Source organism: Bradyrhizobium sp. CFUWI (genome assembly GCF_056429085.1).
In genome coordinates this window covers 150,737-174,797 of the sequence record NZ_JBWJZE010000012.1, presented here as the reverse complement: position 1 = coordinate 174,797, position 24,061 = coordinate 150,737, and the positions used below count along the sequence as shown (strand labels likewise).

Here is a 24,061-nt window from a genome sequence, read left to right as displayed (position 1 = left end):
GCGGCTTCACAGGCTGCCGAGCTAAGTGCGCGCTCTTTCCGTGACATTGGCTTGCCGTCGTCGGACGCGCGGTGCCATTGCCAGTCCACCGGTTTGGGCGCACGCTCTCTCCAGGCGCTTCAGACGCCGCACGGGAGAGACGCATGAAGGAACCGGGCCTGGATGGTCGCCACCGCGACAAGGATGGCGGGATCAGCAAGAAGCACGGCAACACGCTGGTCGGCACGTTGCGCAAGATCTACGGCAAGAGTTTTGCGGCCGGGTATCCCGATGCGACGCAGCTCAGCGAGGTCCTGGCCCAGCTCAACGAGACGTCGCTGAGCCAGCTGCGCCGTGATCACGACACCGGTCATTTGGGACACAAGATCGATCACGCCTTGAAGTGACGCGCGGACGCGGCGCGCCGGACCAGCGCGGACGTCGTCGGGGCTGATCAGCTTGACGTGACGTCAGCTCTCCGGCGCCGCAGCCGGCACGCTCAGCGGCGCGCCGCCGACCGACACCGGCCCTACCGGCCCCACAGGCCCCACGGGGCCCACGGGCTTCGTCTCCCGCACCATCCGCTTGCGCATCGCGGCGGACAGTCCGTAGCGCGCATGCGCTCTTCGGACGGACGAGGTGACGTCCGACATCACCGTGCTCTGCAGCGAGTCGATCTTCGCAATCAGCGTCGACAGCTGCGACGAGATCTTCTTCACATCGACCCGTTCGTCCGTGATGCTCTGTCGCAGCGACAGCAGCAGCATTGAATCCTGCTGCAGCAGAACCGAGTTCTGATCCGCTGCCTGATTGTTCTGCTGCAGCAAGGCGGTGTGTTGCTGCTGGGCTGCCTGAATGTCCTTCAGGGCCGCGACGACCGGATCCGGCTTTGGCGCGGACGTTTCCTGGCGCGGAAGCAGTTCGGCGAGGCTGCCGAGGTTCAGCGACGAAAAATCGGCCGGCGACGTGTAGATGGCGGCCGCGCCGTTGATGGCCAGGGCACACACCGAAAGCGCCAGGATCGATTTTCGGCGGGGCCGCTTGGCCGGCTCCGAAGCTTCGGGCATTTCGGGTTCGTGCCCTGCCGCGGCGGCTGCAAGGGCTGCGGCGTCGAGCTCTTCGGCAAAGCTTGCCGTTTCGAATGTCGTGGTCACGTGCATGGACCCCAATGAGCGAGCAACAGGAAGCCGCCCCTGGAACGTCCTCGCGACGAGTCCGTGTACGCAGCACCCTTACACAACTGCCTAAAATTGTGAGCATTTCGGATTAATTCCACGTTAGCGGCGGAGGCGGCTGACGGGCCCGGCGCCTCCGTTCGAGTACGGGGGCAGTCGCTGGGAGCGATTTCGCCTGTGGCCATCCTTCGAGACGCCCGCCGTTGGCGGGCCCTCAGGATGAGGACCGGGTGCGCCGCGATCGTTTCGACGAGCGCCGATGCTGCTTAGGCTCATCCTGAGGAGCCTGCGCAAGCGGGCGTCTCGAAGGACGAGGCGTGCGCTCAGGTGGTTGCGGCCGGCTTTTCGCCGATTCAAAAAGCTTGGTGCCAGCAGCACTTAGCTACTTTGCATGGGGTTGTTTTCGCGTTTTGAAGGCCGCCTCATCCCTCGTCCAGCAGCTCGAACAGCTCCTCCACCCGCTCGAACGGGGTGTCCTGCATCTTGGCGTGATAGACCACGCGGTCGCCGGCGCGCTGCAGCGACTTGCCCCGCGACTTCCGCAGGCGTCCGGGCAGGAACGTCGCGGCCGCAGCTTCCGGGCCGACGTCGAGGCGGACGATGCCTCTGCGCTTGCATTCGATCCTGAGCCTCGCCGCGGCGAAGAAGTCGCGCGCGACCTTCGGTAAGGGTCCGAAGCGGCGGGCGGTTTCCTCCTCGAGGTCTTCGAGGTCGTCCTCATCCGTGCAACGTGCGGCGCGGGCATAGAGCTCGAGCCGGACCGGCTCGGACTGCACGTAGCTCTCGGGCAGCACTTCACCGAGCGGCAGGTTCAGGTCCGGCACCCACACCGCCTGCCCCTCGTCGAGCTTCTCCGAAGCCATCTTGAGGAGGTGACTGTAGAGCACCGGCCCGAACACCTGGACGTGGCCGGATTGCTGCTCGGAAAACAGGTCGCCTGCGCCTCGCAGGTCGAGGTCGCGCTCGCTGATGGCAAAGCCCGCGCCGGGCCGGCTGAACTCCTCGAGCACGGCCAGGCGCTTCTCGGATTGTCCGGATTGCGTCTCGGTCAGCAGATGGGCGAAGGCGCGGATGCCGCTGCGGCCGACGCGCCCGCGCAGCTGATGCAGCTGGGCGAGGCCGAACTTCTCCGGCCAGCAGACCACGATGGTGTTGGCACGGGGAATGTCGAGGCCGCTCTCGACGATGTTGGTCGCGAGCAAGACGTCGGCCCTGCCCTCGACGAAGCTCATCATGCGGTCGTCGATCTCGTCCGCGGCCAAGCGGCCGTGCAGGCAGACGATGCGCAGGTCCGGCGCCACCGCCTGTACCCGCGCCAGCATCGGATCGAGATCCTGGATGCGCGGACAGATCAGGAAGCTCTGGCCGTGGCGGCGCTGCTCGCGCAAGAGTGCCGAGGCGATCGCGGCATCCGACAGCGGCGCGATCCGGGTCGCGACCGGCAGCCGGTGCACCGGAGGCGAGGCGATCACGCTGAGGTCGCGGAAGCCGGCAAGACCGGCGGCGAGCGTGCGCGGGATCGGCGTCGCGCTCATCATCAGCACATGGACATTCTTGGCGAGGCCGGCGAGCTTGGCCTTCTCGGCCGCGCCAAAATGCTGCTCCTCGTCGATGATGACGAGGCCGAGATCGTCGAACCTGATGTCCTTGCCGGTGAGTGCCTGCGTGCCGATCACCACCTTGATCCGGCCGCTGCGCAGCCCCTCTCTCGTTTCGCGCAGCTCCGCGCCCGAGGTTGCGCGCGACAGGTTGCCGACCTCGATGCCGAACGGGGCAAAACGCTTCTGGAAGGTCGCGACGTGCTGGCGCGCCAGCACCGTCGTCGGCACCGCGACCGCCACCTGCTTGCCCGAAAGCACCACGGCCGCCGCCGCCCGCAGCGCCACCTCGGTCTTGCCGAATCCGACGTCGCCGCAGATCACGCGGTCCATGGGATGACCGGAGGCGAGATCGTCCAGCACGTCGTGGATCGCCTTGGCCTGGTCGATCGTCGTGAAGTAAGGGAAGCGCGCGACGAACTTCTCGTAGGCCGATCCCGGCGGCACCAGCTTTTCGCCGCGCCGCCGGCGGCGCTGGCTGATGTGCTTGGCGAGCGCCCTGCCGGCGGCCTGGATCTCGCGCTCCGCTTCGGTGCGGCGGGCCCACCATGTGCTGCCGTCCGCCTTGTCGAGCGAGAGCTTGCCGAGCTCGGCCGCGTAAGGCCACATCAAGGCAAGATCGGACGGCGGCACCAGCACCGCATTGTCGCCGGCGAACTTCAGGCGGATCATCTCCCGCAAGCCGCCACCGCCGGTGTTGACGGTCTGCAGGCCGTCAAGCACGCCGAGACCGCGCTGGAGATGGATCACCACCGTGCCCTGCTCGGGCACGTCGGCATGGTCGAACGCCGTGCTCCAGGCCCGCGCCATCGGCTGCGCATGATGCGCCCGGCTGCCGAGCACGTCGGAGGCCGTCACGACGACGAGAGGCTTTCTGCCCGGCACGACAAAGCCCGCATCGAGATCGGCCAGCAGCGCCGCCTCGCCGCTCCGCGCGCTCGCCGCCTCGTCCCAGTCCTCGCAGCGCGGCGCCTTGAGGCCGCTCATGCGCTCCATCACGCGCAGGTCGTCCTCCTGCGCCGCGGCGAGGATCAGGCGCGAACCCGCCCGCCGCGTCTCCTCGACGAAAGCACGCAGCGCCTTCCTGGCGGATGTCAGCTTCGAAAACTCCGGGATGGTCTGGAAGGACGCCGCGCGCGGCAGCACCTTCATGCCCCTGGAGAGCTGCTTCCAATCCCGCCGTCCGAGATATTCGCGCTCGCGCTCGGCGCGCGGCGCGGCCTCCTCGATCGTATCGAGCCAGCCGTCGGCGTGCGCCGGGACGCCTGCGTCGGCGATCCATTTGGCGCGTCCGCAATATTCGAACAGGCTCGCGCGCCTGCCGCCTTTGCCGGCAAGGCCAAGCCGCTCCGACATGGGATCGACGAGAAGCTCCCTGGTCTCGAAGATGATCCTATGCTCGTTCGGATCGAACGCCACGATCCGCTTGATCGCACGATCCGAATGCTCGATCCGGAACGGCCCCAGCGCGCCCGCGGGAAAGATCTCGAAGGTCTGGCCGTGGAACAGCGCCCCGCCGGGATAATCCGGCTCGTCGTCGAGATCGTATCCGAGGGCTTCGAGACGCGTCTCGAGCTCGCGCTCGGAGAACGGGCCGCCGACCTTCAAGCTCAGGCTGAGGCGCGCCAGGCTCGCCGGGGGCGGCAGGCGCTCCATCACCGCTTCCGCCGTCGAGACGAGAAACAGCGGCCTCTTGGATTTCGCGAGGCGCCTCAGCACGGAGGCTCTACGCCCCGCGAGCTCGTGCGACGGCTCGAGCTGATCGAACGGCAAGGTGTTCAGGCGCGGAAACACCAGGACCTCGCAAGCGGGGTCGAGCGCGTGAATGACGCTGCCCAGCCGCTCCGCCCTGTTCTCGTTCTCGGCGAGAAAAACGATGCCGCCGGGTCCGGACTGCTTCCACTGGGCAAGCAGGTGGAGAGCCAGCACCCCGAGCGGCGACGACGACGAGATCGTGGCGCGCTGCACCGCCTTGCTCGTCCTCGGCGACGTCCTGTTTGGCAACGCCTTGCTTGTCGACGTCCTGCTCGGCAACGTCTTCTTCGGCGACCTCTTGGCCACCCGCGCCTTCTTGGTAAGCCTCACTTGAATCCGTTTCTGGTCGTAAACCGTCGTCAACTGAACGCCAGCCGCCCTCATTCCGATTCGGCGACTTCGCGCCATGCATATGAGATTTGCCCCGCGAACGCACGCCTGGGAGCAACGTTCGGCACGGCGCAACGATCCCGACACAAGGGCTTGCTGATCGACCGGTGGAACGGAACTGGCGCGGCGCGGGAGCTGCGTCTGTCGATGCGACGCTTGGCGCGATTGTAACCATTCCGCGCACGGAGAGAAACGAAAAACCCCAGCGCTTGGAGCCACGCTGGGGCGTTTCGTTCAAATAAATTGGTCAAGCAATGACGTCTTCATAGCAGCGATTTCAGCGCGCGCTTGTGACCTGGTTCACATCTTGCGGCAAACAAACGACCTCAGCGCGGAGGCCCTGAGGTCGCCAACCTTTGTGGGGAAGGTTTTCTCTCACGGCCCGGGGCTTTTGGGGGGCTTGGGGTTGGACCGCGAGCCAGGATTCGACGCCTGCCACGCCAAGTCGTTCCATCGCCGCCCCCCGAAAGATTCGCCGGGATGGCCTGAACGTTCGACCCGTTCAATCACGCCGGAGCGGGATACCGCATTTGAGCGCGCACGCGCCGCGCGCTAGGATGCCGCCTTTTACGGAGGCTCATTTGAAACCATTCCTTTTCATCGCCATCGCGCTGCTTGCTATGGCACCCGCCCGCTCGCAGCCGCTGGTCGATCCGAGCAAGGTTGCTCCGGAATATCGCGAGGCAGCCGAGAAGCGACGGGCCGAGCAGCTGCGCCAGCGCGAATGCGCGCTGAAGGCGGATCTCGAGAAAGTGCTGCCCAGGGATCGCACCGCTTTTCTCACCCACTGCCTGGACACGATGGCAGCCGGTCAATAGCGGCCAGCTTGCCGCTCGAACCGGGTTTTCCCGACGCCGGCCGCGGCCGGCCGAAGGCCGCGCGCGTTCTACAACATCCGCCGCGATGCCATTCAAGCTTTCTTCAGACATTTGGGATCAGCTGAATATTCCATTTTTTCAAAGTCATTGTTGTCCGCACATGAGTTCGGTCCAGATTCAGTGCACGCGCTGCAAGAGCGTGTTTCGCGATCGCGCCGGGCGGTTGCAGGACGGCTATTCCAGGCAATGCCCGACTTGCGAAGTGGTGCTGTTCTTCGCCGAGGATTCCCAGCATCCCTTCATCAAGCGCGCGATGCGCAATGCGCGCAAAGCCCGCAAGGAGATGCGGGAAGCCGGTGCAGCCAGACTGGCCGCTCCGGGGCCGCGCGCGGCGCAGTCGAGAGCGTTCGCCGGACGGACGCGATCGGCCGGACGCGAGGACTAAAGCGCGATGCGATTAGGATGAATCATCATCGCGCTTTAGGTTGTTGTTTAAGCATGATCTCTTCGGAAAACCGCTGCGCACTTTTCCGGATCATGCTTTAGCTCACTTCCGCTTCTGCTTCCTCGGAAACAGGCGGTCGCGGATGTAGCGCGAGGTGGCTGTCAGACGGATGCCGCGCGGCTTCTGCCAGGCGGCGCGGTCGATCTCCTTCTTGTCGCCAATCGCCAGCCTGCCTTTGGCCCTCTTGGCAATGAAGATCGCGTCGCTCATCTTGCGGCCGGAGCGCTTGTTCCTGGTTTTCACTTCTTTCCAGAGACTGATCCTGCCGAGCTTCAGCTTGGGCAGCTCCTCCCTGATCTCCCGCCGCAGGCAATCCTTGGCGGACTCGCGCGCACGCTTGCGGCCGCCCGGAAACATCCACAGGCCGTCCGACCGGCGTCTGACCAACAGTACCTTGCCGCGCCTTGCGGCAACCAGTTTGGAAGACTTCGCCATTGCTGCCGTGGTTGAAACAGAATCGTTCCGATCGTAACTTGTCTAGTGGAACAGACAAGTTCGCAGCATGCTTTGTCCCGGCGCGGCACGACCCGTCGGCTGCGAGATCAGTCCTTGCCCGCCCCTGCCCGGTCCTCGGTCCTGATCCAGGCCATCATCATCTCCCAGGCCACCGACAGGATGATCGGTCCGATGAACAGGCCGACGATGCCGTGGGCGAGCGTGCCGCCGATCACGCCGACGAAGATCACGATGGTCGGCGTGGTCAGGCCACGCCCCATGACGAGCGGCTTCAACATGGTGTCGATGAAGCCGACGAGGACGAGAAACACGGTGAGCAGCAGCGCCGTGGTGACGTCCTTGGCGGTCCAGATCCAGATGATCACCGGCAGCAGCACGAGGAACGCGCCGATCTGCACGATCGAGAGCAGCAGCACGATGAAGGCCAGAAGGCCGGCGCTCGGCACGGCGGCGAGCTTGAAGCCGATGCCGGCCAGCAGCGCCTGCACGATCGCCACACCGATCACGCCCTGCGCCACGGCGCGGATGGTCGCACCCGCGAGCGACAGGAAATGCTCGGTCTGCTCCGGTACGATGCGAAACAGGAAGCCGCGGCCGGCCGCGACCAGCCTCGGCCCATGCGGAAACAGGAAGCCGGCCACGAACACCGAGACCAGGAACTGGAGCGTGCCGACGCCGGCATCGCCGGCAAGCGACAGCAGCGGGCCCGCCAGCGGCTGGAGATACGGCGCCACCTCGCGCACCAGCGCGCGGACGTTGGTGTAGGCCTGGTCCCAGAGCTCGTAGAGCCAGGGGCCGACCAGCGGCCATGATTTGATCTGCTCGGGCGCAGCCTGAAGCGCCAGATCGCCGGTGCCGAGCTGCTGTGCCAGCTCGCGCACGCCGTCCACCGCGCTGATGCCGAGCCAGGTCGCCGGGCCGATGACGATGCCGAGCGTGATCATGGTCAGGATCGCGGCTGCGGTCTTGGGCCGGCCACCGAGGGCTTTGGCGACCCAGCTGAAGGCCGGATAGAACGCAACCGCGAGCACGCCGCTCCAGGCCAGGATCGGCACGAACGGGCGGATGATCAGGAAGGTCCAGATGATCAGCAGGGCGAGCAGGCCGAGCCGGATCACGAGCTGGATGACGTCTTCTCCGGTCAGGAGCTGACGGAGACTTTTCACGGGCACTGCTTTCCTTGCGGCATGAACGCAAAACTTCCGGTGCTTGCGCGGCCCAGCCGTTATTGCCAGCAACGCATCCGGCGTCAAGGCGACTGGAACCGGTCGGCCCCGCGATTGGGAACACATCGGGCCATTCCGCCAATCCGCGACCGCGGCCGCCCCCGACGCCGGCCGGCCTTGGCTAACGCCCGTTAACCGGATTCCCGCGCGCCGGTTTACGCCGCTGCAAACGCCCGCGGCTACCGTGGATCGGGGTCACCAAAAAGCATTCCGTGCAATGGCAAACAGCATCTGGACGATCGAAGAATTCACCTGTGCGGGTTGCGGCATGAACTACACCGCGACCAGGGAGGAACACAGCGAAGCCCACGCCGGCCACTTCAAATGCAGCATCTGCAGCGGCGTGGTGCATGCCTGGTCCGGCAAGCATCATTTCTTCGGCTGGCAAGCCGTGAAAACGCGGCCACCCGTGTTCGGAAGGCGCTGGGCGGACGTGGAATGGTAGGCGGCCCACGCGCGCATCTTTGATTGCGCCGCGCGGTCGCCGCGACGGGCGGGAGGATAGGCCGAATTGCAGCGGCGCCATTTGGACTCCGTTCACCGATCGCCGCTAGATCAGAACGGATCCTTCGCGCCGAACCAGCAAAATCATGGCCGACCTCAACGCCGTCCTGACCAGGCTCAACGACCGCCTGCTCCGCCTCGAGGGCGAGCTGTTCGTGCTGCGCTCGCTGGCGCGCGCGACGCTGACGGCGGGCGACGACCATGCGGCGCGCATGCGCAAGCTGGTCGAAGCCGCAAAGGTCGCGCTCGACGATGAGGCCAGGCGGCCTCTCGACAAGCCGACACGAAAATACGTCGACGCGGCAACCGCGCTGGTGGAGGAATTGCTGGTCGAGCCGACCCCGGCGCGGCCATTGTTCACAGTGATCGACGGCGGCCGTCGCGATTGAACGACAAACGCCTCGGCCCTGCGATCAGCTGGCGCTGCTGCATGCGTCATCGTAGCGGTGCGGGCAGCGGGCGCGGCGGCGTCCCCGTAGCCTTGCCTCGCAGACCCCGCTAGTCTGCCGTGGAACTATCTGCCTTGAGCCGGCTGAGGCCGGCCTCGATGATCGCGATCTCCTCGTCGATCTGGCCGATCGGCAGGCTGAAATCATAGCCGGACCTGCTCTTCAGCTCGACCGCGAGCCGCTGCCTGTGCATCATCAGCTCGTCGAGCCCACGGCGGTTCTTCAGCCGCACATAGCTGTCGACAATCTGCTCAATTGCGCGCGGCATGAAATTTGTCCCGGCGAAAAGGCCCGCACGGCGCACCCGCGCCGGCGGGACATTTTCGGTGTCGCGGTACGCAATACAAATCCGCGACGGATTAGTCGATACGCCGGGCTGGTTGAGATCGCGTTACCATTCCGCGATTTCGCAATACGCGGCATTGAAAAGGCCGCTGACGATTGCGCCAGCGGCCCAAGCCGGGTTTAAAAACGGATGCGGGTTGAAATGTCGCCAGCCCCGGTCCGCCCAATCCTATCAGCCCGCCCAGCGTTCTTCTGTTAAAAACGAAACACAGAAACCCACTTATCGGACGCTTGCCGTCCCGCCGTGGCCTTGCAGCAACGCTCATCGGCGACGCGGAAGCAAGTGCGCCGCGATCTGCGCCCGCCATGGCGGCACCGGGGCGGCTGGCTGCGCAATCATGACGTCGATCGCAGCCCGCGCCCTCGGCGTATTGTTGATAACCCACGCAAACGCTGCGCGGGTGGTGACAGGGCGTCCGGACGTGTTATCGGGGATGACGCAGTTGCGAGATCGGATCGGATACCCATGCGCATTACCCTCGTCGGCTCCCGCCATTTCGGCGTGACAACCCTGAACATGCTCCGGGAGCACGGCGTTTCGATCGTCCGGGTCGTGGTGGCCGACGCCGAGGATCGCCTCGCCGCGGCCGCCAAGGCAGCCGGCATCGAGGTCGTGGTGCAGGCCAACCCGAAGCTGGTGATAGCCTCCGAGATTGCCCCTGATACCGATCTGATCATCACGGCGCACAGCCACGCCCGGATCGGCAAGGACGCGCTCGCCGCCGCCAGGTTCGGCGGGATCGGCTATCACCCCTCGCTGCTGCCCCGTCATCGCGGCAAGGCCGCCGTGGAATGGACCATCAAGGAAGGCGATCCGATCGCCGGCGGCACGATCTATCACCTCGCCGACCGCATGGACGCCGGCGCCATCGCCGCCCAGGACTGGTGCTTCGTCAAGAAAGGCGAGACGGCGCGAGAGCTCTGGGAGCGCGCGCTGGCCCCCCTCGGCCTCAAGCTCCTGGCCGATGTGATCGACTACGCCAAGGTGCACAAGGCGCTGCCCGCCAAGACTCAGGACGAGCAGTTCGCGACCTCCGCGCCAAGCCTTTCGTGAAGCCTGTCCAAGAGTTCGCTCCTGACGTTTACCCTTAACGTGAAGCCGCATTGATTCCGCTTGGAAAATCGCAGCCGAAAACGCAAATAAACTATTGTTCCCACAGGAACAATTTTCGATTTGGCATCGCAACAAATTTCCGTCACATTTGGTCCAGATAAGCGACAGCATATCAGACACATTCAAGGACGGATTTATGCGTTTTGCTCGCATTGCGGTGTTCTGTGCCGCTTCAGTTTTCACCGGCACCCTCGCCGCTTCCGCCTTTGCCCAGACGCCTTATGACGGCAACTGGCAGGTCACGATCGTGACCAAGAGCGGCTCCTGCGAACCCACCGCGAGTTCCATGCTGACGGTTGCCGACGGCAAGATCACTGCGCCCGGCGCTAACGTTTCCGGCACCATCGGCAGCGGGGGTCTTGTGAAAGTTTCGATCAATGGTGCATATGCCAACGGTCAACTCAACGGCAACGCCGGATCGGGGAAGTGGAATGGAGCATCTGCAGGCATACCGTGCAGCGGGCGATGGGAAGCATCGCGCCAATAAACCAATCGAGGCTCGCGCCCGGAGCCGGCGGCTGCTGATCGCGGCCGCCGTTTTGTTTGCGGCAGGGATCGCCGGCACTGAAAGCAAGGCCCAGTCGAGCCCGTTCGCCCCAATGGCGGGCAGCTGGAGTGGCGCCGGGACGGTGGCTCTGGATGACGGCTCGACCGAACGGATCCGCTGTCGGGCCAAGTACGCCCCGATCGGCCCCACCATGGAGCTGTCCCTGACCTGCGCCAGCGACGCCTACAAGTTCAACTTTGCGGCCAGCCTCAAGGCTGAGGGCAGCGCCATTTCCGGGAGCTGGTCCGAAATCAGCCGCAACATCTCTGGATCGCTCCAGGGGCGTGGCGCCGGCGGCAATTTCGAGCTGGTTGCCGCTGCCGCTGGCTTCAATGCCAACATCTCGCTGAAGACGAGCGGCAACAAGCAGAACGTCGCGATACGCGCGGACAGCCAGTTCCGCGGGGCGAACATCTCGCTGTCGAAGTAAGCCAGCACTCGATCTGACAATCGATCCGGCGGCCCCGCCGGATCGATTTTTTATGCGGCCGGCACGAACGCGGTGACCTCGATCTCGACCTTGGCCCGCTCGTCCACGAGGCCGCCGATATAGAGCAGTGTCGAAGGCGGGAAATTGCGTCCGAGCGTTTCCTTCCAGGCCGCACCAATGCCGGCACCGGCTGCTTCATATTCGCTGCGGCTGGTCAGGTACCAGGTCAGGCGGACGATGTGCTCCGGACCCGCGCCCGCCTCGTCCAGCAGCTTGATGATCCGCTTCAGCGCCATTTCGACCTGCGCCGCCAGGTCGGGCGCATAATTGCCGGTCTCGTCGCCGCCGGTCTGCCCGGCCAGGACCACCCAGCGCCCCGGCCCCTCGACCGCGACGCCATGGGAAAAGCCACGCGGTTTCTTCCATTCGGCCGGCTGCAAGATCTGCATGAGCGAAGCTCTCCCGATTTTGTTGTTGTTCGATGATGCCTTAAAGCACGATGCGATGAGGATGAATCGCCATCGCGCCATAGCTTGCTGTTTAAGCATGATCTTTCCGGAAAACCGCTGCGCGCTTTTCCGGATCATGCTTTAGCACGGCCCGCTGCATCGCTGCATCCGCAGATTTGGCCGTTGCAAACGGTGGCGATGTCGCCGATACCGGCCGTCCTTTCACATTCCATCCTCCCGCAATCACCGCCGATGAGCGCGACACAGTCCAAAACGATGGCTGCACTGTGGATGGCCGGCTGGCTGTCGCTGATGCTGGTGATGGCGGTTGCCGGGCGCGAGACCACGCGCGAGTTGAGCGTCTTCCAGATCATGGAAGTGCGCTCGGTGATCGGGTTCGCGCTCCTGCTGCCCATCATTTCCCGCGCCGGTGGCTTCAAGGCGGTCGCGACCATGCGCCTGCCCCAGCACCTCGCTCGCAACGGGGTGCATTATTTTGCCCAGCTCGGCTGGTTCTACGCGTTGACGCTGATCGGAATCGGGCAGGTCGTCGCGATCGAATTCACCATGCCGATCTGGACCGCCGTGCTGGCCGCGACGTTCCTGTCCGAACGCATGACGCTCTGGAAGATCGCCGCTGTCGTGCTCGGCATCGTCGGCGTCGTGATGATCGTTCGGCCCGCCACCAGCGAGATCAATCCGGGCCAATTGATCGCGCTCGGGGCTGCAATCGGCTTCAGCATTTCCATGATCTTGGCGAAGTCGCTGACCCGGACCGAAAGCGCATTGTCGATCCTGTTCTGGATGATCGTGGTGCAGGCCGTCGTGGGCTTGCTGCCGACGCTCGCCGTGTGGATCTGGCCGTCGCCGCGTTTATGGGGCTGGCTGTTCGTCATCGGGGTCTGCGGCACCTTCTCCCATTATTGCCTCGCCAGTGCGCTCCGCCACGCGGATGCGACGATCGTGGTGCCCATGGATTTCCTGCGGGTTCCGCTGACTGCGACAGCCGGCTGGCTGCTTTATTCCGAGCGGCTCGACGGCTGGACCGTGCTCGGCGCGGCGCTGATCCTGTGCGGCAATCTCCTGAATCTGAAGCCGGTGCCGCCGGTTCCTACCCGCGCCCAATGAACCTCGCGCCGCCTCGCGCGACAAAACGAAGTGGCCGTGTGATTTAGATCACGTTGGAGCGACCCTCCACCGTGCATATTCGGCCACACAGCAGCGGGTTGAAACGGACGTCCTGCCGTTTTGGTGGCGCGAGGTCGGGCACTTCGTGTAGGTTCGTTGCCAATTTGTTGCTGCCTGCAATTCGATTCTGGGGATTTCAGAATGCGCTATCTCACCCTCCTCGCCTCGCTGATGTGCATGGCGCTGTCGGTCAGTGCCGCGAAGGCTGACCGCCGCGTCGCTTTTGTCGTGGGCAACGGCTCCTACAAGAACGTCGCGCAATTGCCGAACCCGCCGATCGACGCCAAGGCGATGGCATCGACGCTGCGCAATGTCGGTTTCGAGGTGATCGAAGGCTCCAATCTCAGCCGCGACCAGATGACGGAGAAGCTGCTCGATTTCGGCCGCAAGGCGCAGGGCTCCGACATCGCGCTGTTCTACTATGCCGGCCACGGCATCGCCGTCAGCGGCACCAACTACCTGCTGCCCGTCGACGCCGACATCAAGTCTGAGATGGACGTCAAGCTGGGCGCGGCCATCAACATCGACCTGACGCTCGAGCAGACCATGGGCGATGCCAAGGTCAAGCTCGTCTTCCTCGATGCCTGCCGCGACAATCCGTTCGCCGCCAAGATCAAGTCGAACTCCGCGACCCGCAGCGTCAACGTGCAGAGCGGTCTTGCCGAGATGAAATCCGGTGAAGGCACCCTCATCGCGTTCGCCACCGGTCCCGGCCAGACCGCGCTCGATGGTCAGGAGGGCAACAACAGCCCGTTCACGCGTGCGCTGATCGACAACATCACCAAGCCCGGCGTCGAGATCCAGCAGGCCATGACGTCGGTGCGCGCCCAGGTCAATGAAGAGACCCGCAAGGGCCAGCTGCCCTGGGGCCACACCAACCTGACCGGCTCGGTCTATCTCAATCAGGCCCCGACCACGCAGGTCGCCAACGCGGCCCCGACCGCTTCGGGCATGGTGCCGGCTGCGACCGGCGGCTCGGACGGCGTCGAGCTCGAATATTGGCGCTCGGTGAAGGAGTCCAACAAGCCGGAAGAGCTCAACGCCTATCTCACCGCCTATCCGAACGGTCAGTTCAAGGCGCTGGCGCTGGCACGCCTCGCCGCCATCAAGAGCGGCCCCTCGACCGCGACCCGCGCCCTCAACGCTGGCGTCGATCCCGCAACCTTCACCGACGAGGCCACCCAGGTCACCGAGGACCAGATCGGCCTCGACAAGACCAAGCGCCGCGACGTGCAGCGTCGCCTGACGGCGCTCGGCTTCGACACCAAGCAGAGCGGCGCATTCGACGACGAGACGCGATCCGTGCTCAAGCGCTGGCAGACGGCGCGCGGCTATCCCTCATCAGGCTACCTCAACAAGCTTCAGCACAAGGCTCTGCTCTCGGAGATCGTGGCTGCCCCGGCGACCGCGAGCGACACCAGCCAGAAGCCGGCCCGGCGCGCCGCCAGCGCCCCGGCCCAGAGCAGCGCGCCGGCGCCGGCCCCTCAACGCAGCAGCCCCGGCGATGCCGCCGGTGCGGCCTTCGTCGGCGGTGTCGTCGGCGGCATGATGGGCGGCATGTTCCGCCGCTGAGGCGAGACGACGATCTCAGAATGCAAAAGCCCGGCTCACGCCGGGCTTTTTCGTTTGTGATCCTCATGGTGAGGAGGCGCGAAGCGCCGTCTCGAACCATGAAGGCCCCGCTCTCGCAGCGCCGCGTGGCGAGAGAGAGCCCTACTTCCCCGCGGCCTTTCGCAGCGCCTCGTTGATGCGATCCTGCCAGCCGGGGCCACCCTCCTGGAAGAACTCCAGCACGTCCTGATCGATGCGCAACGTGACCTGCTCCTTGACGCCGGGAACAGCCGTCTGTTTAGGCGGCGCCACGGCGACCTTGGCCGTCACCTTCTTGAACGCTGCCTCTGCTTCCGTCCTGGCATCGCCCAGTGTGCGCGGCCGCCTCGGTGGTTGCTCCGCCATGTCCTAGATTCCTTCAAACAAAGCCGTCGAAAGATACCGCTCGGAGAAGGACGGCACGATCGCCAGGATGGTTTTTCCAGCAGCCTCCGGCCGCTTGCCGATCTGCAGCGCGGCCGCAATCGCAGCTCCCGAGGAGATGCCGCCGGGAATGCCCTCATGCCGCGCCAGCGCGCGCGCGGTCTCGATGGCGGTCGTCGAGTTGATCTTGACGATCTCGTCGATCACGGCACGGTCGAGGATGTCGGGGACGAAGCCGGCGCCGATGCCCTGAATCTTGTGCGGGGTATGCTGTCCGCCCGACAGCACCGGGCTCTCCTCCGGCTCGACCGCGACTACGCGCAGTGAGGCCTTGCGCGGCTTGAGCACCTGGCCGACGCCGGTGATCGTGCCGCCGGTGCCGACACCGGCGACGAAGAAGTCGATGTTGCCGGCGGTGTCGTTCCAGATCTCTTCCGCGGTGGTGCGGCGGTGCACCTCGGGATTGGCGAGGTTCTTGAACTGCTGCGGCATCACCGAGTTCGGCGTCGACTTCAACAGCTCCTCGGCGGCGGCGATCGCGCCCTTCATGCCTTGCGCCGCCGGCGTCAGCACCAGTTCGGCGCCGAGAAAAGCCAGCATCTTGCGCCGCTCGATCGACATCGATTCCGGCATCACCAGCTTGAGGCGGTAGCCGCGCGACGCCGCCACGAAGGCGAGCGCGATGCCGGTATTGCCGGAGGTCGGCTCGATCAGCACGGTGTCGGGCTTGACGATGCCGGCCTTTTCCATCGCGACGATCATGGCCGCGCCGATGCGGTCCTTCACGCTTGCGGCAGGATTGAAATATTCAAGTTTTGCCAAAATCGTCGCATTCACGCCGTGCATGCCCGGCAGCCGACGCAAGCGCACGATCGGCGTATTGCCGAAGGCCTCGACGATCGAGTCATAGATCCGGCCGCGGCCGGCTTGGTGCGCTGCACCCGTGTTGGACGATGCGTCCATGATGAACTCCCTGTGGCGACAATCTGCTCTTCTATCGCGGCATTGCGCAGTTACAGACAGCTTGCGGCGACACGCAAGCGGCAATGCGGCACATGTTAAATACGCTGCATCGCAAAATCACGTGAGCGGCGAAGATCAGAAAACCAACGCATTTGTGTTGCGACCTCGTCAACCGTTTCTGCTTATGTTAGACTTACGTCTTAAAGCAGGGAGGTCACCACGATGTCAGCAATTGCTGAAGTGTTGTCGACCGTCGCGCCGAACCGCGATCCGCGTTGCAGCGAATTGCCCACCTGTCCTGTCTGTGCCGACTCCATGGTCGCCGCCGAAGCATCCGCCTACGTCTCGGACCACATGATCAGCTATCTCTGGACCTGCGATAATTGCGGCTATGGCTTCGTGACCAAGCATGCCGTGAAGCAACGCTTCGTGTGCAACTGAGCTAGCGTGGGGCGATGTCGCCCCTCGCCCAGCCCTCGCGCGTACGCCGATAGAACTCCTCAAACGTTCCGCCCGCGATCGCGTCTCTGATGCCCTGCATCAGGAACTGGTAGTAGGCGATATTGATTTCGGACAGCAGCATCGCCCCTAGCGTCTCGCCCGCCTTGACGAGATGGTGCAGATAGGCGCGCGCGCAGTTGCGCGTCGACGGCCATGAGCTCTCCTCATCCAGCGGACGCGGATCGTCGGCGTGGCGTGCATTGCGCAAATTCACCTGGCCGAAACGCGTGAAGGCGACGCCGTGGCGGCCGTTGCGCGTCGGCATCACGCAGTCGAACATGTCGATGCCGCGCTTCACGGCTTCGAGGATGTCGTCGGGCGTGCCGACGCCCATCAGATAGCGCGGGCGCTGTTTCGGCAGCACCGGCGCGGTCTCGTCGATCATCGCCAGCATCACCTCCTGCGGCTCGCCGACGGCAAGGCCGCCGATCGCATAGCCATGGAAGCCGATCTCGACCAGGCCTTGCGCACTCGCGTGACGAAGCCGGGGGACGTCGCCGCCCTGCACGATGCCGAACAGCATGTAGCCGTCGGGCGCGCTCTCGAAGGCGCGCTTCGAGCGCTCGGCCCAGCGCAGCGACAATTGCATCGCGCGCTCGATGTCGGCGTGCTCGGCCGGCAGCCGCACGCACTCGTCCATCTGCATGGCGATGTCGGAGCCGAGCAAGCGCTGCACCTCGATCGAGCGCTCCGGCGACAGCTCGACCTTGGCGCCGTCGATATGCGAGCGGAAGGTGACGGCGTTCTCGGTGACCTTGCGCAGGTCCGACAGCGACATCACCTGGAAGCCGCCGGAATCCGTCAGCATCGGCCCGTTCCAGCCGGTGAAAAGCTGCAAGCCGCCGAGCGCCGCGATCCGCTCGGCGGTCGGGCGCAGCATCAGGTGATAGGTGTTGCCGAGCACGATGTCGGCACCGGCATCGCGCACCTCGCGCCAGTGCATGCCCTTCATGGCGCCGGCGGTGCCGACCGGCATGAAGGCCGGCGTCCGCACCACGCCGTGAGGTGTGGTCAGGCGCCCGGTGCGCGCGGCGCCATCGGTGGCGAGCAACTCAAAGTGATTGGGAAGATCATTGTCGGGATTCATGGCGGTGCTTATTGCGTGTCGGAGCAAGTCGATCAACCCGCTCAACCCACGGTGCCTCAGACTGGGACAAAATCGAGGCGATTATTCCCGCTGCCAGCCTTGTTAAACAAAACGAAACAGTGTAGTTTTACCAGGGGCTGGACGAGATGCCGCGGCGAGAATGTGCCGGCGGCGCCAAATGCGTGATCGCCAGCCACCGACAATGCCGCTTCCTTCCTGTTCGACTGACCTCTCCGGCCGCCCGCGCGACCGGATCAGGCACACAACCGGCCGCCTGACCGGAATCCTGGTCCTGACGTGCAGCCTGGCGCTCGCCGCCTGCACCTCCCTGCCCCGCACGCCCTACACGGCCAATGAAGCCAGCGTATCGCGCGTGCTCGAGATCGATGGCCTCAGGCGCTACGCCGACGACCCCGTCACGAAATTCAGCTTCGACAAGAACATCAGCACCGCGACGAGATCCTATCTGGCGCTCTCCGGCGGCGGTGCCGACGGCGCCTATGGCGTCGGTGTGCTCAACGGCTGGACCGCGGCGAGAACCCGCCCCACCTTCACCGTGGTCTCGGGCGTCAGCACCGGCGGCCTGATCGCGCCGTTTGCGTTCCTCGGCCCGCAATATGACGACACCCTGAAGGAGGTCTACACCTCCGGCATCGCGGAGAGCCTCCTCAACGATCCCAGCATCGTGCGCGTGCTGTTCGGATCCGGCCTGTTCGGCAACACGCGGCTGCGCGAGTTGGTCGCACGCTATGTCGGGCCGGAGATTCTGGCGCAGGTCGCGCGCGAAAACGCCAAGGGGCGAAAGCTGCTGATCGTGACGACCGATCTCGACACCCAGCGCACCGCGATCTGGGACATGGGCAAGATCGCCGCCGTCGGCACGCCCGAGGCGCTCAAGCTGTTTCGCGACGTGATGGCGGCCTCCGCCAGCATTCCCCTGGTGTTTCCGCCGATCATGATCGACGCCGAGGGCCAGGGCCGCAAGTTTCAGGAGATGCATGTCGACGGCGGCGTGACCGCGCCGGTGCTGACGCTGCCGGAAGCCCTGCTGTTCCAGGGCAGCCGACTGCCGGGCAGTGCGAAATTTGACATCTACATCCTCGTCAACAAGAAGATCGAGCGCAATTTCGAGCTCGTCTCCAACGGCACCATCGACGTCGCCTCGCGCAGCCTGTCGGCGATCACCCAGTCGCAGACGCGCTCGATCATCTTCTCGACCTATGATTTCGCGAGGCGCAACCGTCTCGGCTTTCATCTCTCCTACATCGCGCGCGACTATCCGGCGCCGCCGTCGGAAGGGTTCGACACCGCCTATATGCGGGCGCTCTATCAATACGGATATGACAAGGCCGCGTCCGGCCAGGCCTGGAGCTCAATGCTGCCGTGAGAATCGATGACGGAACCGCTGAAACCGTTGACGATACGGCCAATTCGGCCAGATTCGCGATGACGCCCCGGCTCCTGCACGATATAGAGCGAATGACGAACGTCAGAAACGCGCAGGAATCGTTGGGCATGGGATTGACTGCGACCAGGACGAGACCGGCAGCGCCGCGGCGCGAGGTGCCGAAATCCCGCGGCGGCCGGCCGACCAAGACCGCCGCCATCGAGCGCGACCAGCGGCTGATCGAGGTCGCCACCCGCCTGTTCCTGGATCGCGGTTTCGACGCGACCTCGCTCGACGCGGTCGCGGAAGCGGCCCGGGTGAGCAAGCCCACCGTCTATTCCCGCTACGGCGACAAGCGCGGCCTGTTTGCCGCCGTGCTGAGGCGCGAGATTGCGCGCTGGCTTGCGCCGCTGTCGGCCGCGGCAGAGACCCAGCTGAGCAGTGCCGCCGACATCTCGGTCGAGCAACGGCTGGTCGAGATCGGGCGCGAGATGCTCTCGTTCACCTGCGGTCCCGACGCCGTCGCCTTCAGCCGCATGATGACGTCACAGGCCATCAACTTCCCCGACGTCGCCAAGCTCGGCAAGGAGGAAGGCTGGCTCAAGGCCGTTGCCACCACTGCGCGCTTCTTCGACCATCTGGTTGCGCAAGGCGCGCTCGACGTCGAGGACACCACCATTGCGGCCGAGGTGTTTCTCGACGTGGTCGTCGGACACACCCACCGCATGGCGACCTTCGGAACGGTCCTCGAGCCGAAATCGGCCGAGAAGCGCATGCGCATCGCGATCAAGCTGTTCCTTGCCGGCGCGCTGGGTCCTGCCGACCGGGTCCGGGACGCCGCAAAGGGCCCGACGCGACGCCGCTCCTCCCGCTGACGATTCCGTGAACTCGCGCTCTTTCCCTAAGGGGGCCGCCGCAACAGCATTGACCAAAACAAAACGATACGGTATGGTTTAGTTAGTCGGTACGGGCCGCTTTTCACAGCCCCAAGGAGGTCCGGGCCGCTTCGATCGTCACGGCAGGTACAGCCCGCCGCGGCGTTCGGCGGCCGGCCTTTGCCCGGGGCCGGCCGCGAATTCTTTACGTTCATCCGGCACCCTCGCACGCCGAAGGTTTCGAACATGACGACAGCCAGACGACGGACCTTGCAACTGCTCGCGATCGCCTTGCCCGCGCTGCTCCTCGTCGCACCGTTGCAGGCGACCGTGATCGCGGGCACGCCGACCGCGCTTCACAGCGATACAGATGGTGATGCCGAGGCCGACCGCCAGGCCGTCAGCCGCGAGATCGAGCGCTTCCGCAGCTCGTCGATCTCGATCAGCCAGGCCATGGCGATCGCCGAAGCCCGCCACGCCGGCGCCACCACCGCAGATGTGAGTTTTGACGGCGGCTCCGGCGTCGCGGTGTATCGGGTCAAGACCCTGCACAACGACCGGATCTGGCGTCACACCATCAACGCTGCGACGGGCGAACTCGTCGGCGGGGAAGCGGCCCTGCCCCTCGCCGAGCTCGACCGCGACGATCGCAACAACCTTGCAGCACTCGGTGCGATCAGGCACCGCCTCGCGGATGCCGTGCGCGTTGCCGAGCGCGCGGCCTCGGGCAAGGCGATCAGCGGCGGTCTCGTGCGCGAACGCGGCCGGCTCAGTTTCGCAATCGTCGTGATCAGCGGCGACGACCTCAAGGAGGTCATCCTGGAGCCCCCGGGCGCCAGGGCAAAGTAGCGGCTGGGAATAGCGGCTGCCAGGCAGGGTTCGCCCCCGGCATCGACCGGGGCGAAAAGCCATTGACGACCGCAAGACTCTCCCGCATAAGTCGCCGCCATGTTCACGACCACCAAACGCACGACCAAAACCACCACGGCCTCAGGGGCCCGGGGAGGCGTGCGCGCGTAGTCGTCGACTGGAACGCATCAGCTCTACCGAAGCCCCGCCCTCGATGGTCCGGGGCTTTTTTGTTGTCTCATTCGCAAATCTCAATGGAGGACAAAGTGAGTAACGATCCCGTCGTCGCGATTGTCGGCGTCACCGGTGCGGTGGGCGCCGAATTCATCGCCACCATGGACAAGCGCGGCTTTCGCGTCGGCAAGCTCAAGGCGCTCGCCAGCGCCCGCTCGGCCGGCAAGACGGTGTCGTTCCGCGGCCAGCCGGTCGTGATCGAGGAGCTGACGGAGCGGTCCTTCGAAGGTGTCGATATCGCCTTGTTCTCCGCCGGCGGCGGTATCTCGAAGAAGTATGCGCCGATCGCGGTCAAGGCCGGCGCGGTCGTGGTCGACAACTCCTCCGCGTTCCGCATGGACCCGAATGTGCCGCTGGTGATCCCCGAGATCAACGCCAGCCGCATCCGCGACCACAAGGGCATCATTGCCAATCCGAACTGCGCGGCGATCACCGCGCTGGTGCCGTTGTGGCCGATCCACCAGAAGAACCGCATCAAGCGCGTCATCATCTCGACCTACCAGGCCGCCTCGGGCGCCGGCGCCGCCGCGATGGAGGAGCTGGTCGAATCCACCCGCGCCAATCTCAACGGGCAGGTCTATACGCCGAAGGTGATGCCACATCCCTACGCCTTCAACCTCTTCAACCACAATACGGCCGTCGACCCCGACACCGGCTACAACGACGAAGAGACCAAGGTCATCAAGGAGACCCGCAAGATCTTCGAGGACGACACCATAGCCGTCGGCGTCACCTGCGTGCGCGTGCCGGTGCTGCGCGCCCATTGCGAGGCCATCACCTTCGAATGCGAGAAGCCGATCAGCGAAGACCAGGTCCGCGCCATCATGGCGCAGGCGCCCGGCGTGAAGGTGGTCGACGATCGCGTGAAGAACTACTTCCCGATGCCGATCGACGCCTCGGGCCAGGACGACGTCCTGGTCGGCCGTATCCGCAAGGATCTCAGCGACGCTAGCGGGCATTCGATCTCGATGTTCGTGGCGGCCGATCAGCTGCTCAAGGGCGCCGCGCTGAACGCGGTGCAGATCGCCGAGCTCCTGCCGCAGCGGGTGATGGCGTAGCAAGGTGCGTAGGGTGGATTAGCCGAAGGCGTAATCCACCTTTTCCGCTTCCGCGGAGATCGATAGTGGTGGGTTACGCCTTACGGCTAACCCACCCTACGGCACTGCCCGAAACAGCAAGCACGCATCGCCATACGAGTAGAACCGGTACCCATTGGCGATGGCGTGCGCATAGGCCGCCTTCATCGTCTCCAGCCCGGAGAATGCCGACACCAGCATGAATAGCGTCGACTTCGGCAGGTGGAAATTGGTCATCAGGACATCGACGGCGCGGAAGCGATAACCGGGCGTGATGAAGATCGCGGTCTCGGCCGCGAAGGGCTGGATCGTGCCGTCCTCGCGCGCTGCGCTCTCGAGCAGGCGCAATGACGTGGTGCCGACGGCGATGATGCGGCCGCCATTTTTTCGGGCGCTGTTGAGGCGCTCCGCCGTCTCCGCCGAGATCGTGCCCCACTCGGCGTGCATCTTGTGGGCTTCTGTGTCGTCGACCTTCACCGGCAGGAACGTCCCTGCCCCGACATGCAGCGTGACCTGGTTGACGCCGACGCCGCGCGCGCGCAGCGCCTGCTCAAGCGCCGGGGTGAAATGCAGCCCGGCGGTGGGCGCTGCGACCGCGCCTTCGTTCACCGCGAACATGGTCTGGTAGTCAGCGAGGTCCTGATCGTCGGGCGTGCGCTTGGAGGCGATGTAGGGCGGCAGCGGCGGGCTGCCGAGATCGGCGATGGCCTGGTCCAGCGCCGGGCCATGGAACGAGAACGACAACGTGACCTCGCCCTCAGTGCCCTTGGCCTCGACCTCGGCGTCGAGATGGCCGAGCAGGCAGACCTTGCCTTCATTGCCGAAGCGGATGCGGTCGCCGGCGACGAGCTTCTTGGCGGGCTTCACCAGCGCCTGCCAGCGCGAGCCGTCGAGCCGCTTGATCAGCGTCGCCTCGATCCTGGGTTCGGTCTCGCGGCCGATGCGGCGGCCCTTCAGCTGCGCCGCGATCACCTTGGTGTCGTTGACGACGAGCTGATCACCCGCCTTCAGCCATGACGGCAGGTCGGCGACGCTCTGGTCGCGCAGCGCGCCGTTCTCCACGACCAGCATCTTGGCGGAGTCGCGCGGGCTTGCCGGCCGCAACGCGATGCGCTCGGGCGGCAGGTCGAAATCAAAGAGGTCGGTGCGCATGTCGGATTCAGCGCCACACAGTCATTCCTCATCCTGAGGAGCGCGGAACGCGCGTCTCGAATGATGAAGGCCCCGCTGCGGCAGCTCGGCCTTCATGGTTCGAGACGGCGCTGCGCGCCTCCTCACCATGAGGGGATGGACTTATTCCTTGTCCGCGGCCATCCGCGCCTTGACGATCTTGTCGGGGTTCTGCACCGGCTCGCCGCGCTTGATCTTGTCGACATTCTCCATGCCCTCGGTGACCTTGCCCCACACCGTGTACTGGTTGTCGAGGAAGCGTGCGTCGTCGAAGCAGATGAAGAACTGGCTGTCGCCGGAATCGGGATTGGCGGCGCGCGCCATCGAGGCGGTGCCGCGCACATGCGGCTCCTTGTTGAACTCGGCCTTCAGCTTCTTGCCGGAGCCGCCGGTGCCGGTGCCCTGCGGGCAGCCGGTCTGCGCCATGAAGCCCTCGATCACGCGGTGGAACACGATGCCGTCGTAGAAGCCCTCACGGACCAGTTCCTTGATGCGGGCGACATGGCCGGGCGCGAGGTCGGGGCGCATCTCGATGGTGACGGGGCCCTGCGTGGTCTCGAGGATCAGGGTGTTTTCGGTGACGCTCATGCTCGTCTCTCTTGCGTTGGGGGTGAAGTCTTGTCGGGTGACGTTTTGCGGTTACGGAACTGGATCGCGAATGGACGTCCCGCGGCGGCGCCGGCCATTGCATCGGTAAATGGCACCGGCGTGCAGCGTTGCAACGCCTCCATCACCGCGATCCGGTATTGCAGCCGGTCATTGTCGGAGGCCTCCGCGGATTCATAGGTAATCCTCGGATGGCCCAGAATGTTTCCGGCCCGGTTAAAGCTCACGACGACGGTGATGTCGAGTGGGCGAGCCTTGTTCGGCGGTGGCGGTCTCCAGCAGGTGCGCAGATGCCGGAAGACGTCCTGGATGGTGTTGACCTGCGCGTCCTCGGCGGCCGCTCTGGAGAGGCCAAGCAGGAGCGCCGCAGCAGCTACGATGAGCTTTTTGCCACGGCGCGCCATCGCTGCC

The 24,061-nt window shown here is 65.1% G+C and carries 28 protein-coding genes; 16 read left to right on the top strand and 12 right to left on the bottom strand.

Annotated features, from left to right (window positions below; all coding sequences use genetic code 11):
* Window positions 1–143 precede the first annotated feature (143 nt).
* On the top strand, window positions 144–386 hold the full coding sequence (locus AC066S_RS25355) for a hypothetical protein (RefSeq protein ID WP_126257557.1): 243 nt from the start codon (window positions 144–146) through the stop codon (window positions 384–386).
* 63 nt (window positions 387–449) lie between these two features.
* Here the strand turns inward: AC066S_RS25355 and AC066S_RS25350 are convergent, their stop codons facing one another.
* Together AC066S_RS25350 and AC066S_RS25345 are read right to left on the bottom strand one after the other, a co-directional pair.
* On the bottom strand, window positions 450–1,139 hold the full coding sequence (locus AC066S_RS25350; RefSeq protein WP_167767753.1) for a hypothetical protein: 690 nt from the start codon (window positions 1,137–1,139) through the stop codon (window positions 450–452).
* Between the two features lie 437 nt (window positions 1,140–1,576).
* On the bottom strand, window positions 1,577–4,681 hold the full coding sequence (locus tag AC066S_RS25345; RefSeq protein ID WP_478270938.1) for a DEAD/DEAH box helicase: 3,105 nt from the start codon (window positions 4,679–4,681) through the stop codon (window positions 1,577–1,579).
* A gap of 25 nt (window positions 4,682–4,706) precedes the next feature.
* On the opposite strand from AC066S_RS25345, the gene AC066S_RS25340 reads away from it, so the two are divergent.
* From AC066S_RS25340 to AC066S_RS25330, 3 genes are all read left to right on the top strand, one after another.
* The gene (locus AC066S_RS25340; protein WP_283805925.1) at window positions 4,707–4,841 is read left to right on the top strand and encodes a hypothetical protein; all 135 of its coding nucleotides are present in this window, start codon (window positions 4,707–4,709) and stop codon (window positions 4,839–4,841) included.
* A gap of 637 nt (window positions 4,842–5,478) precedes the next feature.
* Window positions 5,479–5,715: a hypothetical protein gene (locus tag AC066S_RS25335; protein WP_126257554.1), complete on the top strand. Its 237-nt coding sequence runs from the start codon at window positions 5,479–5,481 to the stop codon at window positions 5,713–5,715.
* 160 nt (window positions 5,716–5,875) lie between these two features.
* On the top strand, window positions 5,876–6,160 hold the full coding sequence (locus tag AC066S_RS25330; protein WP_126257553.1) for a hypothetical protein: 285 nt from the start codon (window positions 5,876–5,878) through the stop codon (window positions 6,158–6,160).
* Between the two features lie 102 nt (window positions 6,161–6,262).
* Here the strand turns inward: AC066S_RS25330 and AC066S_RS25325 are convergent, their stop codons facing one another.
* The gene (locus tag AC066S_RS25325) at window positions 6,263–6,655 is read right to left on the bottom strand and encodes an NUDIX hydrolase (protein ID WP_126257552.1); all 393 of its coding nucleotides are present in this window, start codon (window positions 6,653–6,655) and stop codon (window positions 6,263–6,265) included.
* 107 nt (window positions 6,656–6,762) lie between these two features.
* Window positions 6,763–7,842, bottom strand: a complete 1,080-nt coding sequence (locus tag AC066S_RS25320) for an AI-2E family transporter (RefSeq protein ID WP_235885214.1) — start codon at window positions 7,840–7,842, stop codon at window positions 6,763–6,765.
* 277 nt (window positions 7,843–8,119) lie between these two features.
* Here AC066S_RS25320 and AC066S_RS25315 point away from each other — a divergent pair, with 277 nt between their 5' ends.
* A complete protein-coding gene (locus AC066S_RS25315; protein WP_126257550.1) occupies window positions 8,120–8,347 on the top strand; it encodes a hypothetical protein in 228 nt (75 codons plus the stop codon).
* Between the two features lie 145 nt (window positions 8,348–8,492).
* The gene (locus tag AC066S_RS25310; RefSeq protein WP_028136298.1) at window positions 8,493–8,795 is read left to right on the top strand and encodes a hypothetical protein; all 303 of its coding nucleotides are present in this window, start codon (window positions 8,493–8,495) and stop codon (window positions 8,793–8,795) included.
* Between the two features lie 109 nt (window positions 8,796–8,904).
* On the opposite strand, the gene AC066S_RS25305 is transcribed toward AC066S_RS25310, so the two are convergent.
* A complete protein-coding gene (locus AC066S_RS25305; RefSeq protein WP_478270903.1) occupies window positions 8,905–9,123 on the bottom strand; it encodes a hypothetical protein in 219 nt (72 codons plus the stop codon).
* Window positions 9,124–9,666: 543 nt separating this feature from the next.
* Here AC066S_RS25305 and AC066S_RS25300 point away from each other — a divergent pair.
* From AC066S_RS25300 to AC066S_RS25290, 3 genes are all read left to right on the top strand, one after another.
* The gene (locus AC066S_RS25300) at window positions 9,667–10,254 is read left to right on the top strand and encodes a formyltransferase family protein (RefSeq protein ID WP_478270902.1); all 588 of its coding nucleotides are present in this window, start codon (window positions 9,667–9,669) and stop codon (window positions 10,252–10,254) included.
* Window positions 10,255–10,450: 196 nt separating this feature from the next.
* Window positions 10,451–10,801, top strand: a complete 351-nt coding sequence (locus AC066S_RS25295; protein WP_100174819.1) for a hypothetical protein — start codon at window positions 10,451–10,453, stop codon at window positions 10,799–10,801.
* Window positions 10,746–11,291 (top strand): hypothetical protein, encoded by a 546-nt coding sequence (locus tag AC066S_RS25290; RefSeq protein ID WP_164718584.1) that lies wholly within the window; start codon window positions 10,746–10,748, stop codon window positions 11,289–11,291. The genes AC066S_RS25295 and AC066S_RS25290 overlap by 56 nt, the downstream gene beginning before the upstream one ends.
* 50 nt (window positions 11,292–11,341) lie before the next feature.
* Here AC066S_RS25290 and AC066S_RS25285 read toward each other — a convergent pair whose 3' ends face one another.
* A complete protein-coding gene (locus tag AC066S_RS25285; protein ID WP_135171211.1) occupies window positions 11,342–11,740 on the bottom strand; it encodes a RidA family protein in 399 nt (132 codons plus the stop codon).
* A gap of 252 nt (window positions 11,741–11,992) precedes the next feature.
* On the opposite strand from AC066S_RS25285, the gene AC066S_RS25280 reads away from it, so the two are divergent.
* Together AC066S_RS25280 and AC066S_RS25275 are read left to right on the top strand one after the other, a co-directional pair.
* Window positions 11,993–12,868, top strand: coding sequence for a DMT family transporter (locus AC066S_RS25280; protein WP_135171212.1), 876 nt, complete (start codon window positions 11,993–11,995; stop codon window positions 12,866–12,868).
* Window positions 12,869–13,069: 201 nt separating this feature from the next.
* Window positions 13,070–14,500 carry a caspase family protein gene (locus AC066S_RS25275; RefSeq protein ID WP_135171213.1) on the top strand — a complete coding sequence of 477 codons (1,431 nt, stop codon included), beginning with the start codon at window positions 13,070–13,072 and terminating at the stop codon, window positions 14,498–14,500.
* 141 nt (window positions 14,501–14,641) lie between these two features.
* Here the strand turns inward: AC066S_RS25275 and AC066S_RS25270 are convergent, their stop codons facing one another.
* Together AC066S_RS25270 and cysK are read right to left on the bottom strand one after the other, a co-directional pair.
* Window positions 14,642–14,884, bottom strand: coding sequence for a BrnA antitoxin family protein (locus tag AC066S_RS25270; RefSeq protein WP_126257543.1), 243 nt, complete (start codon window positions 14,882–14,884; stop codon window positions 14,642–14,644).
* 3 nt (window positions 14,885–14,887) lie between these two features.
* On the bottom strand, window positions 14,888–15,865 hold the full coding sequence (cysK, locus tag AC066S_RS25265; RefSeq protein ID WP_478270901.1) for a cysteine synthase A: 978 nt from the start codon (window positions 15,863–15,865) through the stop codon (window positions 14,888–14,890).
* 222 nt (window positions 15,866–16,087) lie between these two features.
* Between cysK and AC066S_RS25260 the strand changes: the two genes are divergently transcribed.
* Window positions 16,088–16,306: a hypothetical protein gene (locus AC066S_RS25260; protein WP_126257541.1), complete on the top strand. Its 219-nt coding sequence runs from the start codon at window positions 16,088–16,090 to the stop codon at window positions 16,304–16,306.
* Window position 16,307: 1 nt separating this feature from the next.
* Here AC066S_RS25260 and tgt read toward each other — a convergent pair whose 3' ends face one another.
* Complete coding sequence (gene tgt / locus AC066S_RS25255; RefSeq protein ID WP_135171215.1) at window positions 16,308–17,453, bottom strand: tRNA guanosine(34) transglycosylase Tgt; 1,146 nt, start codon at window positions 17,451–17,453, stop codon at window positions 16,308–16,310.
* Between the two features lie 178 nt (window positions 17,454–17,631).
* On the opposite strand from tgt, the gene AC066S_RS25250 reads away from it, so the two are divergent.
* The 4 genes from AC066S_RS25250 (at window position 17,632) to AC066S_RS25235 (ending at window position 21,856) form a co-directional block, all read left to right on the top strand.
* Complete coding sequence (locus AC066S_RS25250) at window positions 17,632–18,840, top strand: patatin-like phospholipase family protein (protein ID WP_478270900.1); 1,209 nt, start codon at window positions 17,632–17,634, stop codon at window positions 18,838–18,840.
* 128 nt (window positions 18,841–18,968) lie between these two features.
* A complete protein-coding gene (locus AC066S_RS25245; protein WP_478270937.1) occupies window positions 18,969–19,715 on the top strand; it encodes a TetR/AcrR family transcriptional regulator in 747 nt (248 codons plus the stop codon).
* Between the two features lie 246 nt (window positions 19,716–19,961).
* The gene (locus tag AC066S_RS25240) at window positions 19,962–20,564 is read left to right on the top strand and encodes a PepSY domain-containing protein (protein WP_478270899.1); all 603 of its coding nucleotides are present in this window, start codon (window positions 19,962–19,964) and stop codon (window positions 20,562–20,564) included.
* A gap of 254 nt (window positions 20,565–20,818) precedes the next feature.
* Complete coding sequence (locus AC066S_RS25235) at window positions 20,819–21,856, top strand: aspartate-semialdehyde dehydrogenase (protein WP_478270898.1); 1,038 nt, start codon at window positions 20,819–20,821, stop codon at window positions 21,854–21,856.
* Between the two features lie 96 nt (window positions 21,857–21,952).
* Here AC066S_RS25235 and queA read toward each other — a convergent pair whose 3' ends face one another.
* The 3 genes from queA to AC066S_RS25220 form a co-directional block, all read right to left on the bottom strand.
* The gene (queA, locus tag AC066S_RS25230) at window positions 21,953–23,026 is read right to left on the bottom strand and encodes a tRNA preQ1(34) S-adenosylmethionine ribosyltransferase-isomerase QueA (RefSeq protein ID WP_478270897.1); all 1,074 of its coding nucleotides are present in this window, start codon (window positions 23,024–23,026) and stop codon (window positions 21,953–21,955) included.
* 141 nt (window positions 23,027–23,167) lie between these two features.
* Entirely contained in the window at window positions 23,168–23,632 is a 465-nt protein-coding gene (locus AC066S_RS25225) for a peptidylprolyl isomerase (protein WP_126257534.1), read from the bottom strand.
* The gene (locus AC066S_RS25220; protein WP_478270896.1) at window positions 23,629–24,054 is read right to left on the bottom strand and encodes a hypothetical protein; all 426 of its coding nucleotides are present in this window, start codon (window positions 24,052–24,054) and stop codon (window positions 23,629–23,631) included. The genes AC066S_RS25225 and AC066S_RS25220 overlap by 4 nt, the downstream gene beginning before the upstream one ends.
* Window positions 24,055–24,061 lie beyond the last annotated feature (7 nt).